The following is a 21,431-nucleotide window of genomic DNA, read 5'->3' on the forward strand; positions in this document are numbered from 1 at the left end:
AGAACCCGGCGCCCAGACCGCGATCGCCAGSCGGCGCTGGTGCGGTCGACGAAGATGTTGCGGATCAGCGAGAGGGTGGCCGGCATGAGCATGGAGCCAAAGGCGCCCAGCCCGGCCCGCGCCGCCACCAGCATTTCTGCGCTGCTGGAGAAGGCGGCCACCGCGGAGAAGGCGGCGAACCCGGCGGCGCCGGTCATGAGCATGCGGCGGCGGCCGAACCGGTCGCCCAGGCTGCCCATGGCCACCAGCAGTCCGGCCAGCACCAGCGGATAGATGTCGATGATCCACAGCAGCATGGTGCCGCTCGTGCTGAATTCCAGGGAGATGGCCGGGAGTGCGAAGCCCAGCACCGTGTTGTCCACGGCGACCAGCAGCACAGGCAGCATGAGCACGGCCAGGGCCGTCCACTCCTTGCGGCCGGCAAGTTGGGTGGTTGTGAGCATACTGCACCTCCTGGAAAGAGAACGGGATGAAAGAACTGTACCGTCTGGACGGTTTAGAAACAAACTCGGCGAGCCGTAGGATAGACCCATGGCCAGCGCGAAAGACCGGATCCTCGACAGCTTTGAAGACATCCTCATCAAGGAGGGTGAACGCGCCGCCACCATGGACGCCGTAGCCGCCGCCGCCGCCGTCTCCAAGGGCGGCCTGCTCTACCACTTCCCGTCTAAGGAGTCCATGGTGGAAGGCCTCTGCGAACGGCTGGAGGCCCTGACCGCCGAGGACGCGGAGAAAATCGGCGCGGCCTCCGAAGGCGCAGCGCGCTACTACGTCCGGACCTCGCTGTACGTCGACTCGCCGCTGGACCGCGCGATCGTCGCCGTCGCCCGCCTTGTACAGCAGGGCCACCCGGCCGCCGCCCAGGCCTTCGCGCGGATCCAGGACCTCTGGCTCAAGGCGCTGGAGCAGGCGCTCGGCAGCCGCCCGCTGGCCCAGGCGATCAAGCTGATGGGGGACGGGCTGTACTACAGCGCCACCTTCTTCTCCGGCAGCGCGCTCTCGTCCGAGGTGACCGACGGCGAAATGGAAGCCCTGCTCGAACAGGTCGACGCACTCGTAGCGCGGAACTGACCGAGCGGCGAAGCCCTATGGCTTCCCACCCTCAGCCCGGTCCCGGAGGACGAGCGCGAGGACGTTCGCAGTGACGATCAGGGCGATGCCGGTCCATTCAGCGGCTCCGAGGCTCTCCTGCAGCGCGAGGACGCCAATCAGCGCGGCGAAGACCGGATTGATGCTCATCAGGATTCCGAAGACGTTCGCCGGAACCCGCCGCAGGGCTGTTAGGTCCGCGACATAGGGCACGGCTGAGGCCAGCACACCGGCACCGATCGCGCACAGGACCGTGAAGCCGTCCGGGGGCCGGACCAGGAAGAGGAAGGCCCCGACCGGCAGGAACAGCATGGCCGAGATGCCGGTTGCTGTGGCCGTTCCCTCGATGCCCGGGATGCGGGCGCCCACGGTTTTGTTCAGCACAATGTAGGCCGCCCAACTGGCCGCGGCCGCCAAGGCCAGTCCGATCCCGGCATAGTCCGTCGACGCTTCCGGCCTGGCAATCGCCACAACACCGGCCCCCGCCACCACGGCGCAGCATGCGTTGAAGGCGGTACGCGCGCTGAGCAGGGCAACCGAGAGAGGGCCGAGGAACTCGAGCGTCACCGCCAGGCCGAGGCCGATCCGCTCGATGGCCGCATAAAGGCCAAGGTTCATCGTGCCAAAGACCAGCGCGAGCAACAGCACCGGCCACCACTGCCGGCGGGTCAGTGCGCGGAGCCGCGGGCGGACCAGCGGCAGCAACACCGCCGCGGCGATGTACTGGCGGACAGCAACGACGCCGATCGGACCCATGCCGGGAAATGCTAGCGACCCGCTTGCCGCGCCGAGCTGCGTAGACAAGGCACTGGCCACCAAGGTCGCCGCGCCGCGGGCCAAGCCCCCGTTGTCCGTCCCCTTCGCATCCATACCCGGAGTGTGCGCGAGCCCGACGCGGCGGCAAAATGCAGAACCTGCCTGCCCATACGCTTTCTGCATCAATAGACTGCGGTAATGGACGTCGAACTGCGCTACCTGCGTTCCTTCGTCGGCGTGGTCGAGGCAGGCAGCTTCACCGATGCCGCCATCGACCTTGGTATTTCCCAGGCCGCGGTATCCCGGCATGTTGCGGCCCTGGAGCGGGCACTCGACGTCCGCCTGCTCCACCGGACCACCCGCAGCGTCGAGCCAACGCAGGCCGGGGAGCGAGTCGTCCGCCGTGCACGCCAAATGCTCATCCTCCTTACCGAGCTACGGCAGGAGGTACACGACGGCGGCAGCACGGTTCGGGTGGGCTACGCCTGGTCTGCCTTGGGCAAGCACACTCCAGCATTCCAGCGGGAATGGGCGAGCGCATTGCCGCACAGCGAGCTGCGCCTGATCCGGTCCAACACGCCAACGGCCGGACTAGCCGAAGGAATCAGCGACCTTGCCATCCTGCGCCGCATCCCGGACAACAGAAGCCTCGAGCTGGTGGCCATCGGCGTCGAAAAACGGTACTGCGCGATGGCTTCCAGCGACCCGCTGGCCGGCAAGCGCAGCGTTACCCTCGCACAGGTGGCCAGCTCGCCGGTGGCCCTGGACCTACGCACCGGAAGCACCCGGCTGGACCTGTGGCCGGACGACCGGCAACCGGAACGGACCATCTCCATCGAGGATGTCGACGACTGGCTCACCGTCATCGGCAGCGGCCGGGCGCGCGGCATTACCGCCGAATCCACGGCCCATCAATACCGCCGCCCCGGGCTTGTCTACCGCCCGGTGCGGGACGCGCCGCCGGTGCAGGTCTACGCCGCCTGGTCCCGCTTGGATCCACCGGCCGCACGCAGGGAAGTCGTCGAGCTCCTGGCCCGAATCTACGCCTGAGGCCGGCCCGCGAAGCCGCTCATGGCCGTGGTTTCGCACGCCGGCGGGCTACGAGCGGACGCGATCGGCCCGCTCGGACAGGAACTCTTCCCAGGTCCGTAGGCCCACGGCGTGCTCCGGCGTGAGGTTTGCCCCGGCCCGGAAGGCCCGCGCGGCCTGGCCCGGAAGCGGCAGCGGCAACAGCGGCCGGCGCTTGCCCACGGATTCGAGGTAGAGCCGGATCAGCGCGTCCATTGGATAGGTCCTTGGCCCGCCCATGTCCGGGACCAGGCCCGAGGGGCCCCGAGGGCAAGGTCCGTCAGACGGTCAGCGACATCCGCTGCGTCGATAGGCTGGAACCGGAAGCCGGAAGGCACCGGAATGACCGGCAGCTTCGCCATTCCTGCGGCCGCCTGCAGCAGCAGCTGGTGGAACTGGGTGGCGCGCAGGGTTGTGTAGGGAATGCCGGATCCGGCGATGATGCGCTCGGCCGCGTACTTTGACCCGAAGTAGCCGAACATGGCCCGGTCCATGCGGCCGGCCACGGGAATGCGGTCGGCGCCGACCACGGAGATGTAGACGAGGTGCGCCGCTCCCGCCGGTGCCAGAGCGTTGACCAGGTTCCGGGCCTTGACGTCGTCTCCTGCCGCGCTGCCGGCCAGGTGCACGATGGTCCTGACACCTTCGACGGCGGCCTCGATTCCTTCGCCGCTGGCCAGATCGCCGGCGGTGAATTCGGTGCCCCCGGTGTTGTCGTGCCGGTGCCGGCTGAGGATCCGGACCCGCCGGCCGCTGTCCTGCAGGCGTGCGACGACGAGCCGTCCGAGGGTGCCGGTCCCGCCCGTAACCAGGATGGGGGCTTCAGCGGTTGGACCTCCGGTGCTTTGGTAGTGCTGCATGGTTGCTCTCCTTGGGAGGAATTTGATGGAGTGGCTGATGGCCACACAGCAATGACACTTCGCGGCGGGAGAATGTGACCGATGGGTGGATCCGAAGTGCTGGCAGCGCAATTCGAGGAGCACCGCAGCCACTTGAAGGCAGTGGCGTACCGCATGCTCGGCTCACTGAGCGAGGCGGAGGACGCCGTCCAGGAGACGTGGCTGCGGGCCAACCGGGCCGGAACAGCCCAGGTGGAGAACCTCGGCGGCTGGCTGACCACCATCGCCTCCCGGGTCTGCCTGAACCTGCTGCGAGCGCGGAACCAGCGCGGCGAGCAGCCCCTGGGCGTGCACATGCCGGACCCGCTCGTCACGCGGCCCGACGCCGCCGGTCCGGAGCGCGAGGCGATCCTGGCCGACTCGGTGGGGCTGGCGATGCTCGTGGTGCTGGATACCCTGGCTCCCGCGGAGCGTCTGGCATTCGTGCTGCACGACTTGTTCACCGTCCCGTTCGAGGAGATTGCGCCCATCGTCGACCGGACGCCGGCGGCCGCCCGGCAGCTGGCCAGCCGGGGCAGGCGCCGGGTGCAGGAAGGAGCTCCGGTACCGGAGCCCGATCCCGGGAAGCAGCGTGAGGCGGTGGACGCCTTCTTCGCGGCCTCGCGCAACGGGGACTTCACCGCACTGGTGGCCGTGCTGGATCCGGACGTCGTACTGAGGGCGGACGGCGGGGCGGGCCGGACCGCGGCAACGGCGCTCCTCCGCGGTGCCCAAGCCGTGGCTGGCCAGGCCGTCACCTACACGAAGCTGGCCCCCTTCGTGCGCCCGGCCCTGGTCAACGGTGCGGCGGGCGTTGTGGTGGCGCCGCACGGCCAGCCGCTCTCCGTCATGGGCTTCACGGTCAGGAACGGGCGTATCGTTGCCATCGACGTGCTCGCCGACCCGGCACGGCTCAGCGCGCTCGACCTGGGCGATTGGAGCGGCTGACGTCAGGCGTGTGTTTCCTCTTCGACCAGCGCGGTGGCGATGCTGTCGGCGTCGTCCAGCGCGGCCAAATAGCGTTCGGCGTCCAGCGCCGCGGAGCATCCGGTGCCGGCCGCGGTGATGGCCTGCCGGTAGCGGTGATCCACCGCGTCGCCGCAGGCGAAGACGCCGTCCAGGTTGGTGCAGGTGGTGGGGGAGTCGACCTTGATGTAGCCCTCGCTGTCCAGCTCGACCTGCCCCTTGACCAGCTCCGTGCGCGGCAGGTGGCCGATCGCCACGAACAGCCCGTTGGCGGGCAGTTCCCGGGTGTCTCCGCTGACGGTGTCGGTCAGGGTCACACCCGTGACCTTGGTATCCCCGAGGATGGCGGTGACGGCGCTGTTCCACTCGAAGCGGATCTTCTCGTTGTCGCGGGCACGCATGGCCATGATCTTCGATGCCCGGAGCGCGTCGCGGCGGACCACCACCGTGACGCTCTTGCCGAAGCGGGTCAGGAAGAGGGCCTCTTCCATCGCCGAGTCGCCGCCGCCCACCACGATGATGTCCTGGTCCCGGAAGAAGAAGCCGTCGCACGTGGCGCACCAGGACACCCCATGGCCGGAGAGCATCTTCTCCTCCGGCAAGCCGAGCTCCTTGTATGCGGAGCCTGTGGCGAGGATGACCGCCGGCGCCTTGTAGGTGTTGCCGCCCATTGTCACCACCTCCTTGAGGTGGCCCTTGAGCGAAACGGAGGAGACGTCGTCGTACTCGATGATGGCGCCGAACTTCTCCGCCTGGGCGCGCATCTGCTCCATCAGGTCCGGCCCCTGGATGCCTTCCGGGAAACCCGGGAAGTTCTCCACCTCGGTGGTGTTCATCAGTGCTCCGCCGGCAGTGACCGCGCCGGCGATCACACGCGGCACCAGGCCCGCACGCGCCGCATAGACGGCCGCTGTGTAGCCCGCCGGACCGGACCCGATGATGATGAGCTTGTCCGTCTCCATCGTTGTTCCTTGCGTCAGTTGGCGTCCGGATGGATGGCCGGGAGCAGCTCGGAGACCAGCTCCTGCACCCGTGCCTTGATGTCGTCACGCAGCGGGCGGATGTGCGCCAGCGACTCGCCCGCCGGATGCTTGACCTGCCAGTCCTCGTACTTGCGGCCCGGGATCACCCGGACCGCATCGCTGCCGCCGAGGGTGATGACCATGTTCGCGTCCTGCAGCGCCTCGTTCGTGAGCTCCTTCGGCTTCTCGCGCGATAGGTCGATGCCGTCCTCGGCCATCGCCTGCACGACGGCGGGATGCACCTGCGCGGCAGGTTTCGCGCCGGCAGAGCGGGCCACGATGGCGCCGCGCCCGAGCTGGTTCAGGTACGCCGCCGCGATCTGGGAACGGCCGGCGTTGTGGTCGCAGACAAAGAGAACTGTGGGCGTGTGGCTGTCGTTGTCGATCATGGCGGATCCCTCTCTTCCGCAGCGTGCGCTGGGTTCGCCCCGGCCGGCTGTCTAGAACAGTCCAGCAAGAACCGGGGCGACTAGCAAGGGGTCCGCGCCAACCTGGATTAGGCCTCGTGCGGCGCGGTGGCCTCCGGCGACATGTAGAGCAGCTCCCAGACATGGCCGTCCGGGTCCGCCACCGAGGCGCCGTACATGCCGGGCATGCTTTCCGCGGCGGGCTGGTAGACGGTGCCGCCGTTGTCCTGGGCCTTCTGCACCAGGCTGTCCACTTCCTCGCGCGAGTCGCAGCTGAGGCAGTTCAGCACTTCCTTGGCGTCCGAGGTCAGGTGCGGCGTATCGCCCTCGGCCAGGAAGCCCTTGAAGAACTCCTGCTGCAGCAGCATCACCACGATGGTGTCCGAGATGACGATGGCCGAAGCGTCGTCATTGCTGTACTGTGGGTTCTTTTCGAAGCCCAGACCGGTGTAGAAGCCGGTGGCCTTGGCCAGGTCGGCGACGGGAAGGTTCGGGAAAATCATGCGTGTCATAGATGGTCCTCACGGATCGGTCCGACGTGCTGGTTTGGGTGTTGCGAACCGGGCGGCACCCGGCGGGTGCAGTGCAAGTTGTCCACTGACAGCGTTCAGACTGGCACCGGTGGCACGCCTTTGGCAAGGGCCGCTCCACCGGTTCCTGCTGCATCTGCCTGGCGTCGCTGGCTGGCCTCGCTGGGTGGCGACACACCCTTGGAACCGGTCCGGCCGGCGTCGTACGTGGATCCGGCCGCGCCCTTGAACGGAAGGTGGGCCGCGCCTACGGTTGAAGCAAACGACCAGGGAGGGTGCGCGGAATGGCCGAGAAGAGCATTGAACAGTGGTGGCCGGAGCTGCATACGGCGACCAAGCAGTGGTTCCGCGGGCACAACGGTGCCGAGGTGATCGATCCGGATGTCGCGCTCGAGGTGTATGACGCCGGCGGTCCCGACCTGAAGGAGCAGACGCTCTCCAAGCGGGACTGGGACTTCATCGAGACGCAGTCCGAATTCGTCGACTGAGCTGCTGCGCGCCGGGACCGTGCCAGGCCGGGCGGTCGCCTGGCGGTTGTGTGGATTTCAACTGCTGTTTGGCTGCCGGGCCTGCCGGCGTTAAAACTCCGGCAGGTAGTGTGAAGCATGACTTTGGGCTACAACGCTGATTTCCTGCACACCGCCGTGGAGCTGCCCCGCGCGGCCACCGCGGCGAAGGTACTGGACTACACGCACTTCACCATCTTGCTCAACACCGAGCGCCGGCTCGCGGAACTCACGGCAGTCAATATCGACGGCGGTGCGCTGCGGCAGGTGGGCCGGGACGATACTTGGCGCCTGGATCCCCGGGTGGCGGCGAACCTGCAGGCCGGCGAGGAGCTGTACCGGAACAACGATCTGGACCGCGGGCACCTGGTTCGCCGCCGCGACCCCGTCTGGGGGAGTGCGGCCGATGCTGCGAAGGCCAACACCGAGACGTTCTTCTACACCAACGCGGCGCCTCAGGTGAACACCTTCAACCAGTCGAAGGAACTCTGGCTCGGGCTGGAGGACTACGTGCTGGAGCATGCGGACCAGCACGACGCGCGGCTGAGCGTGTTCACGGGCCCGGTCCTGGATCCGGCGGATCCGCCGTACCGGGGCTTCGCCATCCCGCTGCTGTTCTGGAAGGTTGCCGCCTGGCACGGGGCCGATGGGCTGGCCGCCACCGCGTACATCCTGGACCAGTCGCCGCTGCTGGACGAGCTCGAACAGGAGCGCCAGACCGCCCTGCGCGCGGCAGAAGGCAGCACCCCGCCGCTGGGGCCGTTCCGCACGTTCCAGGTTCCGGTGGCCGACGTGCAGGACCTGACCGGGCTGGGGCTGGAGCAGCTGGCCGCGGCCGACCGCTTCGTGCCCGCCCCGGGAGCACGCGCCGGCCAGCCCCGCTGGCGGCTGCTGGATCGCTTCGAGCAGATCGTCCTGCTGCCCGGGCAGGCCTGACGGACCGGGCAGGCGACCGCGGGCTGCGCCGGGCAGTGTGCGAAGCTGGAGGCAGCCTGCCAAGCCCGCCGCAAGGAGCCGCCCGTGAGCCTGAAGATCGCCGACCGCGCCCGAGTGCCGCACTTCGAAGTCATGAACATCCTGCAGCGCGTGGCGGACATGCGCGCCGCCGGCCGCGACGTCATCTCGCTCTGCGCAGGGGAGCCCTCCGCCGGTGCCCCGAGCGCGGTCTCGGCCAAGGCGGCGGAGATCCACGGCCTCGCGCTGCCGCTGACCTACACGAGCGCGCTCGGCGTGAGGGAGCTGCGGGAGGCGATCGCCGGGCACTACCGCCGCTGGTACGGACTGGAGGTAACGGACGACGACGTCGCCGTCACCACCGGTTCATCGGGCGCCTTCATGCTGTCCTTCCTTGCGGCCTTCAACCCGGGCGACCGGGTGGCGCTGGCCCGCCCCGGCTATCCCGCCTACCGCAACATCCTGGCCGCGCTCGGCTGCGAAGTCGTCGAGATCGACTGCGGCCCGCAGGAGCGCTACCAGCCCACCCCGGCCCTGCTCGAGGAAGCCGCGGCCCGGCACGGCGGCCTGGCCGGACTGGTCCTCGCCTCGCCGGCCAACCCGACCGGCACCATGGTCTCGCGCGCCGAACTGGAAGCGCTGACCGGCTGGTGCGGGGCGCATGGCGTGCGGCTGGTCAGCGACGAGATCTACCACGGCATCACCTACGCCGACCCCCAGGCACCCGATGCCAAAGGCGTATGCGCGTGGGAACTGGACCGGACCGGCGTCGTTGTTTCCTCCTTCTCCAAGTACTGGGGCATGACCGGCTGGCGGCTCGGCTGGGCCCTGATGCCCAAGGACCTGGCGCCGGCCATGGATGCGCTCGCCGGCAACGTGGCGCTGTGTCCGCCGACCCCGGCGCAGCTGGCCGCGGTCGAGGCTTTCAAACCGGAGTCGTATGCCGAAGCGGACGCCGCCGTCGCGGAGTTCGCCGGAATCCGGCGGGTGCTGCTGGACAACCTCGACCGGCTGCAGTGGGGGACGGCTGCGCCGGCGGACGGCGCCTTCTATCTCTATGCCGACCTCGGCGGACAGCTCGCGGGCTTCGCCGACTCGCCGGAATACTGCCGCGCGCTGCTCGAGGAAGAAGGCGTCGCGCTGGTGCCGGGATCGGATTTCGATGCCGTCAACGGGCGCCGTTCCGTGCGGCTGTCCTTCGCCGCCGGCAAGGACGCCGTCGCGGAAGCGGTGGAGCGCATCGTCCGGTTCCAGCAGCGCCGCTGAGTGGCCTAGGGCCGGACCTTGCGCCCCTGAGCTCAGCCGGTCCCAGCAGCGGCGCCCCTGAACTCAGCCGGTCCGCTCCCATTCTTCGACCGGCCCGGCGACGACGGTGAAGAGCGGGTGGACCGCCGGAAGGCCGGTGGGCGTCCCCGGTGCCAGCTGTTCGCGCCGCGCGGGGTCGCGGACGGCCAGCTTGGCGAGCAGATGCTCCCGCTCGTAGACCAGCTGCCCCTCGGTGACCGGGAGCCGCGGTACAGCGGGCACTCCGGCCGCCGGTTCGGGCGTGAGGATCAGCGACGTGTTGAAGCGGTAGCCGCGGGTGGAAGCCTCTTCGGCCAGACCGTCCAAGTACGCGCCGACGGCCGCAAGGGGATCTGCGGCGGCCCGGAAGCGCACCAGCTGCGGATGGTTGCGGTAGCCCTTCGTGGCGCCGGCCAGCACTTTCTGCGCCAGCAGGCTCTCCCGCCAGCAGGCCACCAGGCCCTTCGTATCCAGGTAGCGGGGGTGCAGGCTCCATAAACGCATCCCTGCCAGCGTAGGGCAAAAGGAGAACTCTAGTCCGTATGAGACAATAGTGCCAATGTCTTCGCAGAATTCTTCCCCCCAAGTCATTTCCGACCGGCCACAGGTGCGTCCCGCGACCGAGGGCTGGGAGCAGGCCGTCACCACCGAGGGACGGCCTCTGCTGCAGTTTAAGTCCCCTCGGGTCAAGCAGCCGCCGGTCCACCTGGCCGACCTGACGCTGGCCGAGCGGCAGGAAAAGATGAAGGAGCTGGGCCTGCCGGCGTTCCGCGCCAAGCAGCTCTCCACGCACTACTTCCAGCACTACACCACCGACCCGGAGCGGATGAGCGACCTGCCCAAGGACCGCCGCGCCGAGCTGGCCGAGACGTTCTTCCCGAAGCTGCTGACCGAGGTCAAGCGGCTCACCACGGACAACGGCGACACCATCAAGTTCCTCTGGCGGCTCTTCGACGGCTCGCTCGTCGAATCAGTGCTGATGCGCTACCCCGGCCGGATCACTTTGTGCGTGTCCAGCCAGTGCGGCTGCGGCATGAACTGCCCGTTCTGCGCCACCGGCCAGGCCGGGCTGACCCGCAACATGTCGACGGCGGAAATCCTGGACCAGATTGTGCAGGCCAACCGGGTCATTGCCGAGGGCGGGCTGGGCGGCAAGCGCCGCAATAACGATGGCGGTGCAGGCCACGATGCCGAGCGCGTCACCAACATTGTGTTCATGGGGATGGGCGAGCCGCTGGCCAACTACAAGCGCGTCATGAACGCCGTGCACCGCATGGTGGACGAGGCGCCCGAGGGCCTGGGCATGAGCGCCCGCGGCATCACGGTCTCCACGGTCGGCCTGGTCCCGGCGATCAACAAGCTGGCGGACGAGAACCTGCCGTTCACCTTCGCACTCAGCCTGCACGCCCCGGACGACGAGCTGCGCGACGAGCTCATTCCAGTGAACTCCCGCTGGAAGGTCGACGAGGCCTTGGACGCCGCCTACGGCTACTACCAGCGGACGGGCCGGCGCGTCTCCATCGAGTACGCGCTGATCAAGGACATGAACGACCACGCCTGGCGCGCCGACCTGCTGGCCAAGAAGCTGAACAAGCGCGGCCGCGGCTGGGTGCACGTGAACCCGATCCCGCTGAATCCGACGCCGGGCTCCATCTGGACCAGTTCGGAGCCGGAGGTCACGCGCGAATTCGTCGGCCGGCTCAATGCCGCCGGCATCCCCACCACCCTGCGCGACACCCGCGGCAAGGAGATCGACGGCGCCTGCGGCCAGCTTGCCGCCGCCGAGTAGCCTTTCCGGCGGAGCGCATTCGTTTCTACTTCCCCTCCAGAAGGCCCTTGGAGGACGCCCTTTCCACATCCTGCACGCAGGCCCTGCCACCGCCGCACGGTGGCTGGAACCCTGTTCGAAAGGAAAGGGGTGCTTTCGTGGACGACCAACAAGTGCCGGACATCGAGGGACAGCTCCGGCTGCTCTCGGATCAACTGACGCTGCCCAAGCCGGGTGAATGCCTGCTCTGCTACACCTACCGGATGCTCGAGTTCGGCTGCAACGGCCTCATCTGGGCCCGGCACTACCGGGACCTGATGGCGCCGCGGGCTACGGGGCTCGAAGCCAGGCTCGCGGCCAAAGGCGGCTACTGCGACTGCGAAATCTTCGCGAACGGCTACGAGCCCAATGCCGACCTCTGGGATCCGGGCGGCTACTGCGCGGAGCACCAGCCCGACCCGCTCCCGCCCTGCCAGCAGGTCCGCCGCGGCTCAACTCAGCCGTGCCGGTTGTGGAGGCCTCGCTGGCGCCCGCCCGGCGGCCGCGTCTACCGCTGGTGGTGAATTCCGCCGGACAGGCCCTCCCGTCACCCTTGCCGCGGCGGCATGCGCTCCAGGTGCTGGCGCGGAACACGGTCCCTTGAGTAGGTGATTTCCGTGTAGCCGTGCGGGGCGGGCTTGCCGTCCTCGCCCAGGTTGACGAACACGATCTTTTCGATGGTCAGGATGGACTGGCGCGTGAACATGTTCCGCACCTCCGCCCGCATCGTCAGCGAGGTGCGGCCGAAATGTGTTGCCGTCAGCCCCATCTCGATCAGGTCGCCCTGCTCCGCTGAGCTGACGAAGTTGATCTCGGACATGTACTTGGTCACCGCCATACCGTTGCCGAGCTGGATGATGGCGTAGATGGCGGCCTCTTCATCGATCCAGCGAAGCAGGCTGCCGCCGAACAGCGTGCCGTTGGCATTGAGGTCTTCGGGCCGCACCCACTTGCGGGTGTGGAAAGTGATGTCGCCGTTCTCCATGGAACGACAGTAGCGGACGTTAGGGGGGATCGCCGGATATTCGCGCCGCCGATCCCCGCGCCACGAAACCGCAGGCACGGTCATTCGTCGAGGCGCTCGACGTCGTCGGCCTTTTCAGGCACGTGGGGGATCGAATCGGTTGTCGGTGGCATAACAGGAGTCAGCACCGAGGCATAGGCATGCTCGCTTGAATACTTGAGGAATGCGAGGTGCGCCTCGTAGCGGTCGAGGACATCGTCGATGATCTGCTGCCGGCTCAGGCCCATGAGGTCGTAGCCCTCAGTGCCCGTCTGTGTGAACACCTCGAGACGACAGTAAGTGTCGATCTCCCGGGACATGCTGCGGGCACCGAACATCGGCACTGGTGCCTCGACCGCGGCGACCTGATAGTGGAAGTTGCGGTGATCGGCCATATTCACGACGAGCGTGTGCTCGTCGATGCCGGTTTCCGGATTCGGCGTTGAGGTGAGCTCTGCCTCATAGCCAAGCGCCTTGAACTCCCTTGACACATCCTGCAAGGCCGGCTGCGCGACCCGGTCGACGAACTGAGCGACGGCCTTCTTCGATGGGTAGTAGCGCAGCTGGGCCAACCGCTGCCGCCACGTCTTCTCCGGGATCTGGCCGCCGTGCGCCGCAGTCGAACGCCGGCGCCGCACTTGTCCTTCGCGCTCGGCCCGCTCCATCCGGAGCACCTTCGAGAAGGAGGCCATGACCAGGTACGCGATGATCGTGACCGGCAGGGCGAAGATCAGAGTGGCATATTCCATGGTGGTCACGCCGCCGGCCACCAGCATGGCCACCGTGAGGAAGGCCGTGACCAGTGCCCAGAAGATGCGCAGCCACTTGGCTCCGTCCTGGGAAGGGTCGGGGATGGAGGAGGAGAAGTTGGACATAACCATGGCACCGGAGTTGGCGCTGGTGAGGTAGAACAGCAGGCCGGACAGCGTGGCCAGCCCGATCAGGAACGGTGCACCCGGGAACATCTCCAGCAGCGCGTACCAGCCGTGTTCGGGGCTGTCCATCGCCAGCTGCGCGAATTCCGTATTTCCGCCGAGGACCTCGCTCATGGCGCTGTTGCCGAAGATCGAGACGATGAAGAAGTCGCAGAGGACCGGAGCGGTAATGGCGGCGATGACGAACTCGCGGAGCGTCCGGCCGCGCGAGATCCGGGCCAGGAAAAGCCCGACGAATGGTCCCCAAGCCAGCCAGAAGGCCCAGAAGAACAGGGTCCAGCCGGCCATCCACTCCGAGCCGCCCTCCTCGTACGCGAAGGTCTGCAGGGTGCGCTCCGGCAAGGAGAAAACGAAGCGGCCGATGTTCTCGACCATCGCATTCAGCAGGAACGACGTCTTGCCCGTGATGAGGATGTAGAGCATCATCGCTCCGGCAGACCAGAGGTTGAGCTCGGAGATCAACCGGATCCCCTTGTCCACGCCCGAGGTGCATGCAGCGACGGTCATGACAACGGCGACCAGCACGAGGGCGATCTGCAGGGCCAGTCCCTCCGGCAGGCCGAAGAGCCAGCTGAAACCGACGTTGAGCAGGACGACGCCGATGCCCATCGACGTGGCCACGCCGAACACCGTGCCCACTAGGGCGAAAATGTCGATCACGTCGCCGGTTGCACCCCGCACCCGCCGGCCCAGCAGCGGGTAGAGGGCGGCCCGGATGGATAGGGGCATTCCCCACCGGTAGGCGAAGTAACCCATCGCCATGCCGAGCAGTGAGTACATTGACCAGCCGGCCACGCCGTAGTGGAACATGGTCCAGACCACCGCATCTTGGGCGGCTGCCGCGGATTGCGGAGTAGCCGCCGGGGGCGTGACGTACTGGGTGATCGGACCCGTGACGGAGTAAAAGAGCATGTCAATGCCCACGCCTGCGGCGAAGAGCATGGCGACCCATGTGAACAGGTTGTATTGGGGACGTGAATGGTCGGGCCCGAGCCGGACGCTGCCCTCCTTGGAGAGGGCTACCCAGAGGACGAAGATGATAACGAGCGTGACGGTCAGGACGTAGTACCAGCCCAGGTTGGTGGCGATCCAACCGACCATGGAGCGCATTGTGCTGGCCGCGTTCGTTGGGGCGACCATCGCCCAGACGGAGAACAGGACGACGATGATCGAAGAAATGATGAAGACGCGCCAGTTGACCCGCGGCCCTCGGCTTTCGACGAGTTCTGTTGGGCCCTTGCTGAGCTCGGTGCTGGAAATAGGTGGACGTCGGGCCTCGACCTCGGGATCGTGGTTCCTGCGTCGTTCAGTCCCGCCGAAACGGCTGCGTTCAACGAGCGCTTTCGAGGACTCGCTGTCCGGCGTGGGCGTCTCTTCAGCCTTTGCCATTCGTTCTCCTTCCCGCGCGAGCCATGCCCGCGGTCCCCGGGGGGGCCGGCGCTCCCAAGGAGCCGTGCCCCCGGGAGCCTGCCGGGGTCCGCTCTGAAGTTGTGGGGGACTCCACGTCCCTGATCATCCCATGCAGCTGCCTTCGCGTCTGCTGCCTGTGCAACTGAAGCGCGGGCCCCCGCCGCCGCCGTTGCGCTTGGCGCGGGCTCGAGGCAACGGTGCCGATTGGCGGTGACTGTGAATCCGCCGTCGGGCAAGCTCTGGAAACGATTGAACCCCGGTCCGGAAATCCGGACCGAGGTTCAATCGATAAGTTGCGGGGACAGGATTTGAACCTGTGACCTCCGGGTTATGAGCCCGGCGAGCTACCGAACTGCTCCACCCCGCGGCGTGTTATCCACATTAGCCCGAGGTGGAGCCAAACGACGAATTCAGTGAGCAGTCTCACTCACCGGGGAAGGTCCGGTCCCGTGCCCGCGCTGTCGGTTTCCGACGGTAGGCACCCAAGGTGACCGGAAGGTTTCCGGCTGGTGAGCACCGCCCAACGCAAGCACGACACCGGAACCCGCCCAAGTTCCGGCGTCGTGCTTTGCGTTGGTGTGGACTACTTCAGGTGGTCCACCAACTGGTTGGCGATGCCGTTGTAGCTGGCCGGGGTCAGGGCGAGCAGCCGGGCCTCGGCGTCCGCCGAAAGGCCCAGGCCGGAGACGAACTCCTTCATGCGGTCCGCGTCCACGCGGTGCCCGCGGGTGAGCTCCTTCAGCCGCTCGTAGGGGTTGTCCATGCCTTCCACGCCCGCGATGGCCTCGGCGCGCATCACCATCTGGATTGCCTCGCCGAGCACCTCCCAGTTCTCGTCGAGGTCGGCGGCGAGCACTTCGGCCGGGACGTTGAGGCGCTCGAGCCCCTTAGCCACATTGGAGATGGCCAGCAGGGAGTGGCCGAAGGCGACGCCGATGTTCCGCTGCGAGGACGAGTCGGTCAGGTCGCGCTGCCAGCGGGAGGTGACCAGGGTCGCGGCGAGCGTGTCCAGCAGGCCGTTGGAGATCTCCAGGTTGGCCTCGGCGTTCTCGAACCGGATGGGGTTGACCTTGTGCGGCATGGTCGAGGAACCGGTGGCGCCCTCGACCGGGATCTGCGCGAAGTAGCCGATGGAGATGTAGCTCCAGATGTCCGTGCAGGCGTTGTGCAGGATGCGGTTGAAGCGCGCCATGTCGGCGTACAGCTCCGCCTGCCAGTCGTGCGACTCGATCTGCGTGGTCAGCGGGTTCCAGGTCAGGCCCAGGCCCTCGACGAAGCCGCGCGAAACCGCCTGCCAGTCGGCGCCGGGCACGGAGGCGTAGTGGGCCGCGTAAGTACCGGTGGCGCCGTTGATCTTGCCCAGGTACTCGGTGCGCTCGATGCGGTCCAGCTGGCGGGTGAGCCGGTGCGCCGTGACCGCGAGCTCCTTGCCCAGCGTGGTTGGCGTGGCCGGCTGGCCGTGTGTACGCGAGAGCATCGGCACGTCCCGGTGCTCCTCGGCCATCGCGGCGAACTGCCCCACGACGGCCCTGGCCGCCGGCAGCCAGACCTGCTCCACCGCTCCCTTGATGCCGACGGCGTAGGAGAGGTTGTTGATGTCCTCCGAGGTGCAGCCGAAGTGCACGAGGGACTTCAGCTGTCCGATGCCGATCCCGGGCAGGCGGTTGCCGATAAAGTACTCGACGGCCTTGACGTCATGGACGGTGACCGCCTCGGTTTCGGCCAGCTCCTTGATGGAAGCGGCATCGAACTCCGTGACGATGCGGCGCAGGGCCGCCTTCTGCTCGTCCGTCAGCGGGCTGGTACCCGGCAGCACGGACTGGTCGGTGAGGTGGATGAGCCACTCGACCTCCACATGGACGCGGTCCCGGTTCAGCGCCGCCTCGGACAGGTAGTCGACCAGCGGCGCGACAGCCGAACGGTAGCGGCCGTCCAGGGGGCCAAGGGCGATGCCGGGGGTAAGTTCTGCCAGGGAGACGCGGGGAGTTTCAGCCATGGTCCTTATTCTTCCACGGCCGCCTGCACCCGCCGGGATCGTTACCCGGCCTCCACAACGCGCTGGCCGTCCCTCTTGTCTACATAACCGATCGCGCCGGTCCTCTGCCGGGAATGCCCTTCCTAGCGTGGGTGGCGAGCGAAAGGAGCATCATGAGCAGTCTTTGGGCAAGTACGATGCCGGGACTACCGGGCGGCGCTGCCGGTGCGGTCGAAGTGAGGGCGGCAGCGCAACGGCTGCTGAGCTGCGAGGCGGAGCTGCTGCGGCTGAACGGGCAGCTCGCCGGACTGGAAATGGACGCGTGGGGTCTCGCCCGCCGGCCGGGCCTTCCGCCGCAGCCTGCAGCTGCGCCGGTTGCGGCTGGACCAGGCCGCAGCAGAGGTGGGCGGGGCAGCGGCGGCGGTCGGGTCCTTCGGTGCAGCGGTTGAAGCGTCGGCTTCGGACCTGTGGCCGTGACCGGATTCGTCCTGCCGGCCGGCGAAGGGAAGCTGGCGTGGCCGGAACCGCCCGGGCTGGCCGAGGGCTCGTACCGGGTCAGCGGCGGCGTGGGCGGACTGAACTTCCAATGGCAGGAGCTGCTGAATGCTTCGGCGCGCTTGGCTGCCGTCGCCGAGGACGCCGCCGGGGTCTACAGCGAGCTGCTGCTCGTCCAGACGGTCCTGCATGGTCCGCGCTTGTTCCTGGTGCCCGGACGGCTCCTCGCGCAGGACGCGGTCTCGGACTCCATGGCGCAGTTGGCTGTTTCCCTCGTGGAGATCCGCCGGCTGGCAGAAGAGGTCGAAGCCGCCCATGCCAGATACCGGCTGGCGGAAGCAGCCGCCGCCTGGGGCATGGACCAGCTCAACGGGTCCACCTGGTGGCTGAGCACCCCGATCGGCGCACTGGCAAATGAAGGACGGCCCACTCTGGACGGCGCCGAACGGCTGGTGAATCACGGCCCGGCCGCGCTGCTGCAATTGCTGGGCGTGCCACCGGTCATGGCGGGTCTGCTGCTGAAAACTGTGCCAGGCGGCAGGACCGCTGAGGGGCGTGCGGCCGTACTGGTGCACAGCGCCAACTCCTTCGGCCTGCTCCGCGCCGCCCCGGTAGCGGCCAAACGCGCCTGTACCGCCGAACCACGCGAAGTTGAGCTTGCACCCACCGCCGCCGCGCTGCTGGAACGGGCCGAAGCCGCCGCGGACGCGGGTCCGGGGACGATCGAGATCCTGGAAGTCCCCTCGCCGGAGGGCACGCGGTGGGTGGTCACGCTTCCCGGCACCCAAACGTCCGGTTCAGCTGAGGCCAGCGCCAACCCGTTCGATGAGACGGGAGTGGCCGAAGCGCTCGCCGCCAACAGCCGGCACACCGCTGCTGCCGTCTCGGACGCTTTGGCAGAGGCGGGCGCAGCGGCGGGGGAGCCGGTAGTGCTGGTCGGCTACAGCCAGGGCGGCATGCACGCGGTGAACCTGGCCGCAGACGAGGATTTCCGGGCCCGGCACAATGTGGAGTACGTCGTTACCGCCGGCTCGCCGGTGGGCGGGGTCGCCCTCCCTCCCGGAACCCGGGGCCTGCACCTGGAGCACGAGCAGGACTGGGTGCCGGGCGCCGACGGGCAAGCGAACCCGGACACCCGGGACCGGGTCACGGTGACCCTGACCGACAAGGTCTCCACACCTCCGGGCGAGGATGGCGGCCTGGGACCGGGCCACGATTTCGCCAACTACGTCGCGGGAGCCCGGCTGCTCGAGACCAGCACGGATGCCTCGGTCGCCGACAGCGCCGCAGCACTCGGAACGGTCCTGGCCGGTGGCGGCGCCGCCCGGCAGCACCTCTTCACGCTCCGCCGCCAGCCCCCGCCCAAGCCGAAGCCGCTCCCCGTTCCCTTCGACTTCATGAAAGACAGACGGGTGCCCTACGACTTCATGAAGGACCGGCCACCGGCGCCTGCCGTACATAGCCTGTCTGGAATCAGCAACCCGCCGCCAATCATCTGGAACCCCGACCAGCAGCGGCGCTCTCCATCCCAGCCGCCGGCAACGCGGTCTGAACGAGCGGACGGTGGGGCGAATTGAACCGCCCTGCCCGTTTGGCTTATCCGGCGGGCGCGGGTTCCAGCCCGTGGTGCGAGTCAATGAGTTGCTGGATTCGGGATTTGCAACTGCCGCAACCCGAACCGGCGCGAGTGCAGGCGGACACCTCCTGCACTGTGCTGCAGCCGCCGGCCACGGCTTGCTCGACGCTTCCCACGGTTGCACCCGTGCAGCGGCAAAGAGCACTGTCCGGATCCACCGGACCACCGCCCTCGGAGAGAGCTTCGAGGGCATCGAGCCGGAACAGGGCCGTCCGGTCTGCCGGCAGCTCGGCACCGCGTTCAAAGAGCAGCACGAGTTCGGCGGCAGTCCGCGGCATGCCAACGCAGACCAGGCCCTCCAGCACGCCCGCGCGCGTCACCATCTTGGCGTACCGGCCGTGTTCCGGGTCCGCCCACTGGGAAACCCGGCGTGATGGCGCGTCCGTCCCCTGCGATGCCTCGTCGTCGTCCCACAGCTCGGCGTTCACGTTCCCTGCGGCGGCCAGGTCCACGCCGCGTGCCTTGAGCAGTATCACCGGAGGCCGTTCTGGCTGGAATGCATCCGGAACGACAGGACCGCTGCCGTCCGGAACGCCGCCTGCGGCGGTCGCGGCGAGCAGCCGCCGGGCCAGGAACTCGGCCTGCCGCCAGCCGGGAGCAATCAGCCCCAGCGGCGCACCCGACCCGGGACGGCACTCCGTGCAGACGGCCTTCCCGCAGTTGACCTGCGCGCAGTCCCCGATCGCGAAGATCCGGCCCTCGGCATCGGCCGCCAGCCCGTGGTTCACCAGGATGCCCGTGCCGATGGCCAGTCCACAGCCCTCCGCCAGGGCAGTCCGCGGGCGGACACCGCAGGAAAGCAGCAGCAGGTCGGCCGGAACCTCCGTGCCGTCCTCGAGCACCAAGGCATCGAAACGGTGCCTGCCGCCAGGCTGGTTGCGGAAGCGAAGCCCGGTAGAGCGGGCATTGGAGACGAGAGTGATGCCCCGCGCCCGCAGGGCCAGCGCGAGGACTGCTCCACCACCGGTATCGATGTTCCGTCCGAGGGGCCGTAGTCCGTGATGCACAACAGTGACCGAGGCTCCTTCCTCCGCAGCGGCCAGAGCGGCCTCAATGCCCAGAATTCCGCCGCCGAGCACGATGACCCGTCCGCCGGCGGCAACGACCTGGTGCAGCCGTGACGCATCGCCCAGGTCCCGCAGGGCGGTCACGCCGGGAGGAAGCAGATGTAGGGCGGCGGGATCCGGATTGAGGCCGGTGAGTGTCGGGACGACCGGCCGGGCGCCAGTGGCGAGGACCAGCCGGTCGTAGGGCTCGAGGCTGCCGTCGTCCAGCAGCAATTGCCGGCGCGCCCGATCAATGCGCTGCACCTTGCGGCCCAGCCGCACGCTCACGCCCTGGCCGCGGAGTTCGGCCGCGTCGGCCAGCGAGATTGCCTCGGCCGTGGTCCGCCCTACTCCGACATCGGCGACTAGGACGCGGTTATACGCGGCGCTGGCTTCGGCACCGATCACGGTCAATTGCACCCGGCCCTCCCGGACCGCAGGAACCAGTTCGTCGACGAGGCGGGCGGCGACGGGCCCGAATCCGACGACGGCAATCCGCTCGGGCTGTGAAGTCACGGGGCACCTGCTTTCTCCAGTACCCGCACGGTGACGGCGCTGGTCTTGAATTCGGGCATGCCGGATATAGGGTCGGCGGCGGCAGCAGTGAGCCGGTTGGCACTTTGGTCGCCCGGGAAATGGAAGGGCAGGAAGAGCGTGTCCGGCCGGATCCCAGGGGTCAGGTCGGCGATGCCGATAGCGCTGCCGCGGTCGTTGCTGACTTCGACGGCGTCGCCAGCCGAAACGCCGAGGCGGTGCGCGGTGACCGGATGCAGCTGCAGGGCCAGCCGGGGCTGGCTGGCGGCAAGTTCTGCGACGCGGCGGGTTTGTGTTCCGGATTGGTAGTGCTCCAGCAGCCGGCCCGTGACCAGGGTCAATGTTCCGTGCGTGTGCAGCTCCTCTCCGGGGGCGGCAGGGGTGACCGCAACCAGCCTGGCCCGGCCATCGGGATGGGCGAAGCCGTCCTTGAACAGGCGCCGGGTGCCGGTGGAGCCGGCAGGAAAGGGCCAGTACGCTTCGGTTCCGCCCTCCAGCAGCTCGTAGCTGATGCCGGAGTAATCCGCCGGGCCGCCGGCCGACGCCCTGGCGAGTTCGCTGAAGACCGTTCGTGGATCCGTGCTGAATTCCGAGGGAGCCTCCAGCCTCCGTGCCAGTTCGGCCATGATCCACAGTTCGGACCGGGCGCCGGCAGGCGGTTCGATGGCGGCGCGGCGGCGCAGGACCCGGCCTTCGAGGTTGGTCATGGTGCCTTCCTCCTCCGCCCACTGGAGGACGGGAAGCACCAGGTCCGCTTCGGCTGCGGTTTCGGACATGAAGAAGTCAGCGACCACGAGGAAGTCGAGCCGCCGCAAGCCTGCGATCACGGCGTTGGCATCCGGCGCGGAAACAGCCACGTTGGAACCATGCACAAAGAGGCAGCGGACTCCGCCCGGCCTGCCAAGGGACGCCAGCATTTCGACGGCGGGCAGGCCCGGTCCGGGCAAGTCTTCCGGCCGTACGCCCCAGACGGCGGCGACATGTTTCCGGGCGGCCGGATCGGTGATCTTGCGGTAGCCGGGCAGCTGGTCTGCCTTCTGCCCGTGCTCCCGGCCGCCCTGTCCATTGCCCTGGCCGGTCAGCGTGCCGTAGCCGCTGTGTGCGCTGCCGGGCAGTCCCAGCAGGAGCGC

At 68.2% G+C, this 21,431-nt stretch carries 21 protein-coding genes, 1 tRNA gene and 1 pseudogene; 9 read left to right on the forward strand and 14 right to left on the reverse strand.

The genetic code is table 11. From position 1 onward, the window contains the following. Positions 1-443 (reverse strand): annotated as a pseudogene (locus tag D477_RS18555) (MFS transporter); the annotation flags it as partial. 88 nt (positions 444-531) lie between these two features. Between D477_RS18555 and D477_RS18560 the strand changes: the two are divergent. Beyond that, positions 532-1,071, forward strand: coding sequence for a TetR/AcrR family transcriptional regulator (locus D477_RS18560; protein WP_005273474.1), 540 nt, complete (start codon positions 532-534; stop codon positions 1,069-1,071). A gap of 15 nt (positions 1,072-1,086) precedes the next feature. On the opposite strand, the gene D477_RS18565 is transcribed toward D477_RS18560, so the two are convergent. Continuing rightward, on the reverse strand, positions 1,087-1,959 hold the full coding sequence (locus tag D477_RS18565) for an EamA family transporter (protein WP_052510849.1): 873 nt from the start codon (positions 1,957-1,959) through the stop codon (positions 1,087-1,089). 84 nt (positions 1,960-2,043) lie between these two features. On the opposite strand from D477_RS18565, the gene D477_RS18570 reads away from it, so the two are divergent. Next, the gene (locus tag D477_RS18570) at positions 2,044-2,895 is read left to right on the forward strand and encodes a LysR family transcriptional regulator (protein WP_005273479.1); all 852 of its coding nucleotides are present in this window, start codon (positions 2,044-2,046) and stop codon (positions 2,893-2,895) included. Between the two features lie 48 nt (positions 2,896-2,943). On the opposite strand, the gene D477_RS23430 is transcribed toward D477_RS18570, so the two are convergent. Together D477_RS23430 and D477_RS18575 are read right to left on the reverse strand one after the other, a co-directional pair. After that, positions 2,944-3,129 carry a hypothetical protein gene (locus tag D477_RS23430; protein WP_005273482.1) on the reverse strand — a complete coding sequence of 62 codons (186 nt, stop codon included), beginning with the start codon at positions 3,127-3,129 and terminating at the stop codon, positions 2,944-2,946. Continuing rightward, positions 3,117-3,773 carry an SDR family oxidoreductase gene (locus D477_RS18575; RefSeq protein WP_005273485.1) on the reverse strand — a complete coding sequence of 219 codons (657 nt, stop codon included), beginning with the start codon at positions 3,771-3,773 and terminating at the stop codon, positions 3,117-3,119. Before D477_RS18575 ends, D477_RS23430 begins: the two co-directional genes overlap by 13 nt. An 81-nt stretch (positions 3,774-3,854) precedes the next feature. On the opposite strand from D477_RS18575, the gene sigJ reads away from it, so the two are divergent. Then, positions 3,855-4,739: an RNA polymerase sigma factor SigJ gene (gene sigJ / locus D477_RS18580; protein WP_005273486.1), complete on the forward strand. Its 885-nt coding sequence runs from the start codon at positions 3,855-3,857 to the stop codon at positions 4,737-4,739. Positions 4,740-4,741: 2 nt separating this feature from the next. On the opposite strand, the gene trxB is transcribed toward sigJ, so the two are convergent. From trxB to D477_RS18595, 3 genes are all read right to left on the reverse strand, one after another. Further along, positions 4,742-5,719, reverse strand: coding sequence for a thioredoxin-disulfide reductase (trxB, locus tag D477_RS18585; protein WP_005273489.1), 978 nt, complete (start codon positions 5,717-5,719; stop codon positions 4,742-4,744). Between the two features lie 14 nt (positions 5,720-5,733). Next, entirely contained in the window at positions 5,734-6,168 is a 435-nt protein-coding gene (locus tag D477_RS18590; RefSeq protein ID WP_005273492.1) for an arsenate reductase ArsC, read from the reverse strand. 107 nt (positions 6,169-6,275) lie between these two features. Next, positions 6,276-6,698, reverse strand: coding sequence for a VOC family protein (locus tag D477_RS18595; RefSeq protein WP_005273494.1), 423 nt, complete (start codon positions 6,696-6,698; stop codon positions 6,276-6,278). A 302-nt stretch (positions 6,699-7,000) separates the two neighbouring features. Here D477_RS18595 and D477_RS18600 point away from each other — a divergent pair, with 302 nt between their 5' ends. From D477_RS18600 to D477_RS18610, 3 genes are all read left to right on the forward strand, one after another. Further along, positions 7,001-7,204, forward strand: coding sequence for a hypothetical protein (locus tag D477_RS18600; protein ID WP_005273497.1), 204 nt, complete (start codon positions 7,001-7,003; stop codon positions 7,202-7,204). 117 nt (positions 7,205-7,321) lie between these two features. Further along, a complete protein-coding gene (locus D477_RS18605; RefSeq protein ID WP_005273501.1) occupies positions 7,322-8,158 on the forward strand; it encodes a DNA/RNA non-specific endonuclease in 837 nt (278 codons plus the stop codon). An 84-nt stretch (positions 8,159-8,242) separates the two neighbouring features. After that, a complete protein-coding gene (locus D477_RS18610) occupies positions 8,243-9,442 on the forward strand; it encodes an aminotransferase class I/II-fold pyridoxal phosphate-dependent enzyme (RefSeq protein WP_005273504.1) in 1,200 nt (399 codons plus the stop codon). A gap of 63 nt (positions 9,443-9,505) precedes the next feature. Here D477_RS18610 and D477_RS18615 read toward each other — a convergent pair whose 3' ends face one another. Beyond that, the gene (locus D477_RS18615) at positions 9,506-9,964 is read right to left on the reverse strand and encodes a pyrimidine dimer DNA glycosylase/endonuclease V (protein ID WP_005273507.1); all 459 of its coding nucleotides are present in this window, start codon (positions 9,962-9,964) and stop codon (positions 9,506-9,508) included. Between the two features lie 55 nt (positions 9,965-10,019). Here D477_RS18615 and rlmN point away from each other — a divergent pair, with 55 nt between their 5' ends. Together rlmN and D477_RS21425 are read left to right on the forward strand one after the other, a co-directional pair. Further along, on the forward strand, positions 10,020-11,249 hold the full coding sequence (gene rlmN, locus D477_RS18620; protein WP_005273509.1) for a 23S rRNA (adenine(2503)-C(2))-methyltransferase RlmN: 1,230 nt from the start codon (positions 10,020-10,022) through the stop codon (positions 11,247-11,249). Between the two features lie 137 nt (positions 11,250-11,386). Further along, positions 11,387-11,791, forward strand: coding sequence for a DUF2695 domain-containing protein (locus tag D477_RS21425; RefSeq protein WP_005273514.1), 405 nt, complete (start codon positions 11,387-11,389; stop codon positions 11,789-11,791). A 23-nt stretch (positions 11,792-11,814) separates the two neighbouring features. On the opposite strand, the gene D477_RS18630 is transcribed toward D477_RS21425, so the two are convergent. The 4 genes from D477_RS18630 to purB form a co-directional block, all read right to left on the reverse strand. Beyond that, positions 11,815-12,252, reverse strand: coding sequence for an acyl-CoA thioesterase (locus D477_RS18630; protein ID WP_005273516.1), 438 nt, complete (start codon positions 12,250-12,252; stop codon positions 11,815-11,817). An 80-nt stretch (positions 12,253-12,332) separates the two neighbouring features. Continuing rightward, the gene (gene betT / locus D477_RS18635) at positions 12,333-14,594 is read right to left on the reverse strand and encodes a choline BCCT transporter BetT (RefSeq protein WP_005273519.1); all 2,262 of its coding nucleotides are present in this window, start codon (positions 14,592-14,594) and stop codon (positions 12,333-12,335) included. 314 nt (positions 14,595-14,908) lie between these two features. Next, a tRNA-Met gene (locus tag D477_RS18640) sits at positions 14,909-14,982 on the reverse strand. Positions 14,983-15,198: 216 nt separating this feature from the next. Next, positions 15,199-16,611 (reverse strand): adenylosuccinate lyase, encoded by a 1,413-nt coding sequence (gene purB / locus D477_RS18645; protein WP_005273521.1) that lies wholly within the window; start codon positions 16,609-16,611, stop codon positions 15,199-15,201. Positions 16,612-17,063: 452 nt separating this feature from the next. Here purB and D477_RS18650 point away from each other — a divergent pair, with 452 nt between their 5' ends. Then, positions 17,064-18,662, forward strand: a complete 1,599-nt coding sequence (locus D477_RS18650) for a hypothetical protein (RefSeq protein ID WP_150110200.1) — start codon at positions 17,064-17,066, stop codon at positions 18,660-18,662. Between the two features lie 19 nt (positions 18,663-18,681). Here D477_RS18650 and D477_RS18655 read toward each other — a convergent pair whose 3' ends face one another. Further along, positions 18,682-20,283: an FAD-dependent oxidoreductase gene (locus D477_RS18655; protein ID WP_005273528.1), complete on the reverse strand. Its 1,602-nt coding sequence runs from the start codon at positions 20,281-20,283 to the stop codon at positions 18,682-18,684. Continuing rightward, on the reverse strand, positions 20,280-21,431 hold a 1,152-nt coding region (locus D477_RS18660), incomplete at its 5' end, for a molybdopterin oxidoreductase family protein (protein WP_005273531.1). The genes D477_RS18655 and D477_RS18660, both read right to left, overlap by 4 nt.

This window comes from Arthrobacter crystallopoietes BAB-32 (genome assembly GCF_000328305.2).
Classification (GTDB): Bacteria; Actinomycetota; Actinomycetes; order Actinomycetales; family Micrococcaceae; genus Crystallibacter; species Crystallibacter crystallopoietes_A.

Coding starts and splice junctions, on each gene's coding strand:
- D477_RS18560 (WP_005273474.1), top strand. CDS start 532: ATGGCCAGCGCGAAAGACCGGATCCTCGACAGCTTTGAAGACATCCTC.
- D477_RS18565 (WP_052510849.1), bottom strand. CDS start 1,959: ATGGATGCGAAGGGGACGGACAACGGGGGCTTGGCCCGCGGCGCGGCG.
- D477_RS18570 (WP_005273479.1), top strand. CDS start 2,044: ATGGACGTCGAACTGCGCTACCTGCGTTCCTTCGTCGGCGTGGTCGAG.
- D477_RS23430 (WP_005273482.1), bottom strand. CDS start 3,129: ATGGACGCGCTGATCCGGCTCTACCTCGAATCCGTGGGCAAGCGCCGG.
- D477_RS18575 (WP_005273485.1), bottom strand. CDS start 3,773: ATGCAGCACTACCAAAGCACCGGAGGTCCAACCGCTGAAGCCCCCATC.
- sigJ (WP_005273486.1), top strand. CDS start 3,855: ATGGGTGGATCCGAAGTGCTGGCAGCGCAATTCGAGGAGCACCGCAGC.
- trxB (WP_005273489.1), bottom strand. CDS start 5,719: ATGGAGACGGACAAGCTCATCATCATCGGGTCCGGTCCGGCGGGCTAC.
- D477_RS18590 (WP_005273492.1), bottom strand. CDS start 6,168: ATGATCGACAACGACAGCCACACGCCCACAGTTCTCTTTGTCTGCGAC.
- D477_RS18595 (WP_005273494.1), bottom strand. CDS start 6,698: ATGACACGCATGATTTTCCCGAACCTTCCCGTCGCCGACCTGGCCAAG.
- D477_RS18600 (WP_005273497.1), top strand. CDS start 7,001: ATGGCCGAGAAGAGCATTGAACAGTGGTGGCCGGAGCTGCATACGGCG.
- D477_RS18605 (WP_005273501.1), top strand. CDS start 7,322: ATGACTTTGGGCTACAACGCTGATTTCCTGCACACCGCCGTGGAGCTG.
- D477_RS18615 (WP_005273507.1), bottom strand. CDS start 9,964: ATGCGTTTATGGAGCCTGCACCCCCGCTACCTGGATACGAAGGGCCTG.
- rlmN (WP_005273509.1), top strand. CDS start 10,020: ATGTCTTCGCAGAATTCTTCCCCCCAAGTCATTTCCGACCGGCCACAG.
- D477_RS18630 (WP_005273516.1), bottom strand. CDS start 12,252: ATGGAGAACGGCGACATCACTTTCCACACCCGCAAGTGGGTGCGGCCC.
- betT (WP_005273519.1), bottom strand. CDS start 14,594: ATGGCAAAGGCTGAAGAGACGCCCACGCCGGACAGCGAGTCCTCGAAA.
- purB (WP_005273521.1), bottom strand. CDS start 16,611: ATGGCTGAAACTCCCCGCGTCTCCCTGGCAGAACTTACCCCCGGCATC.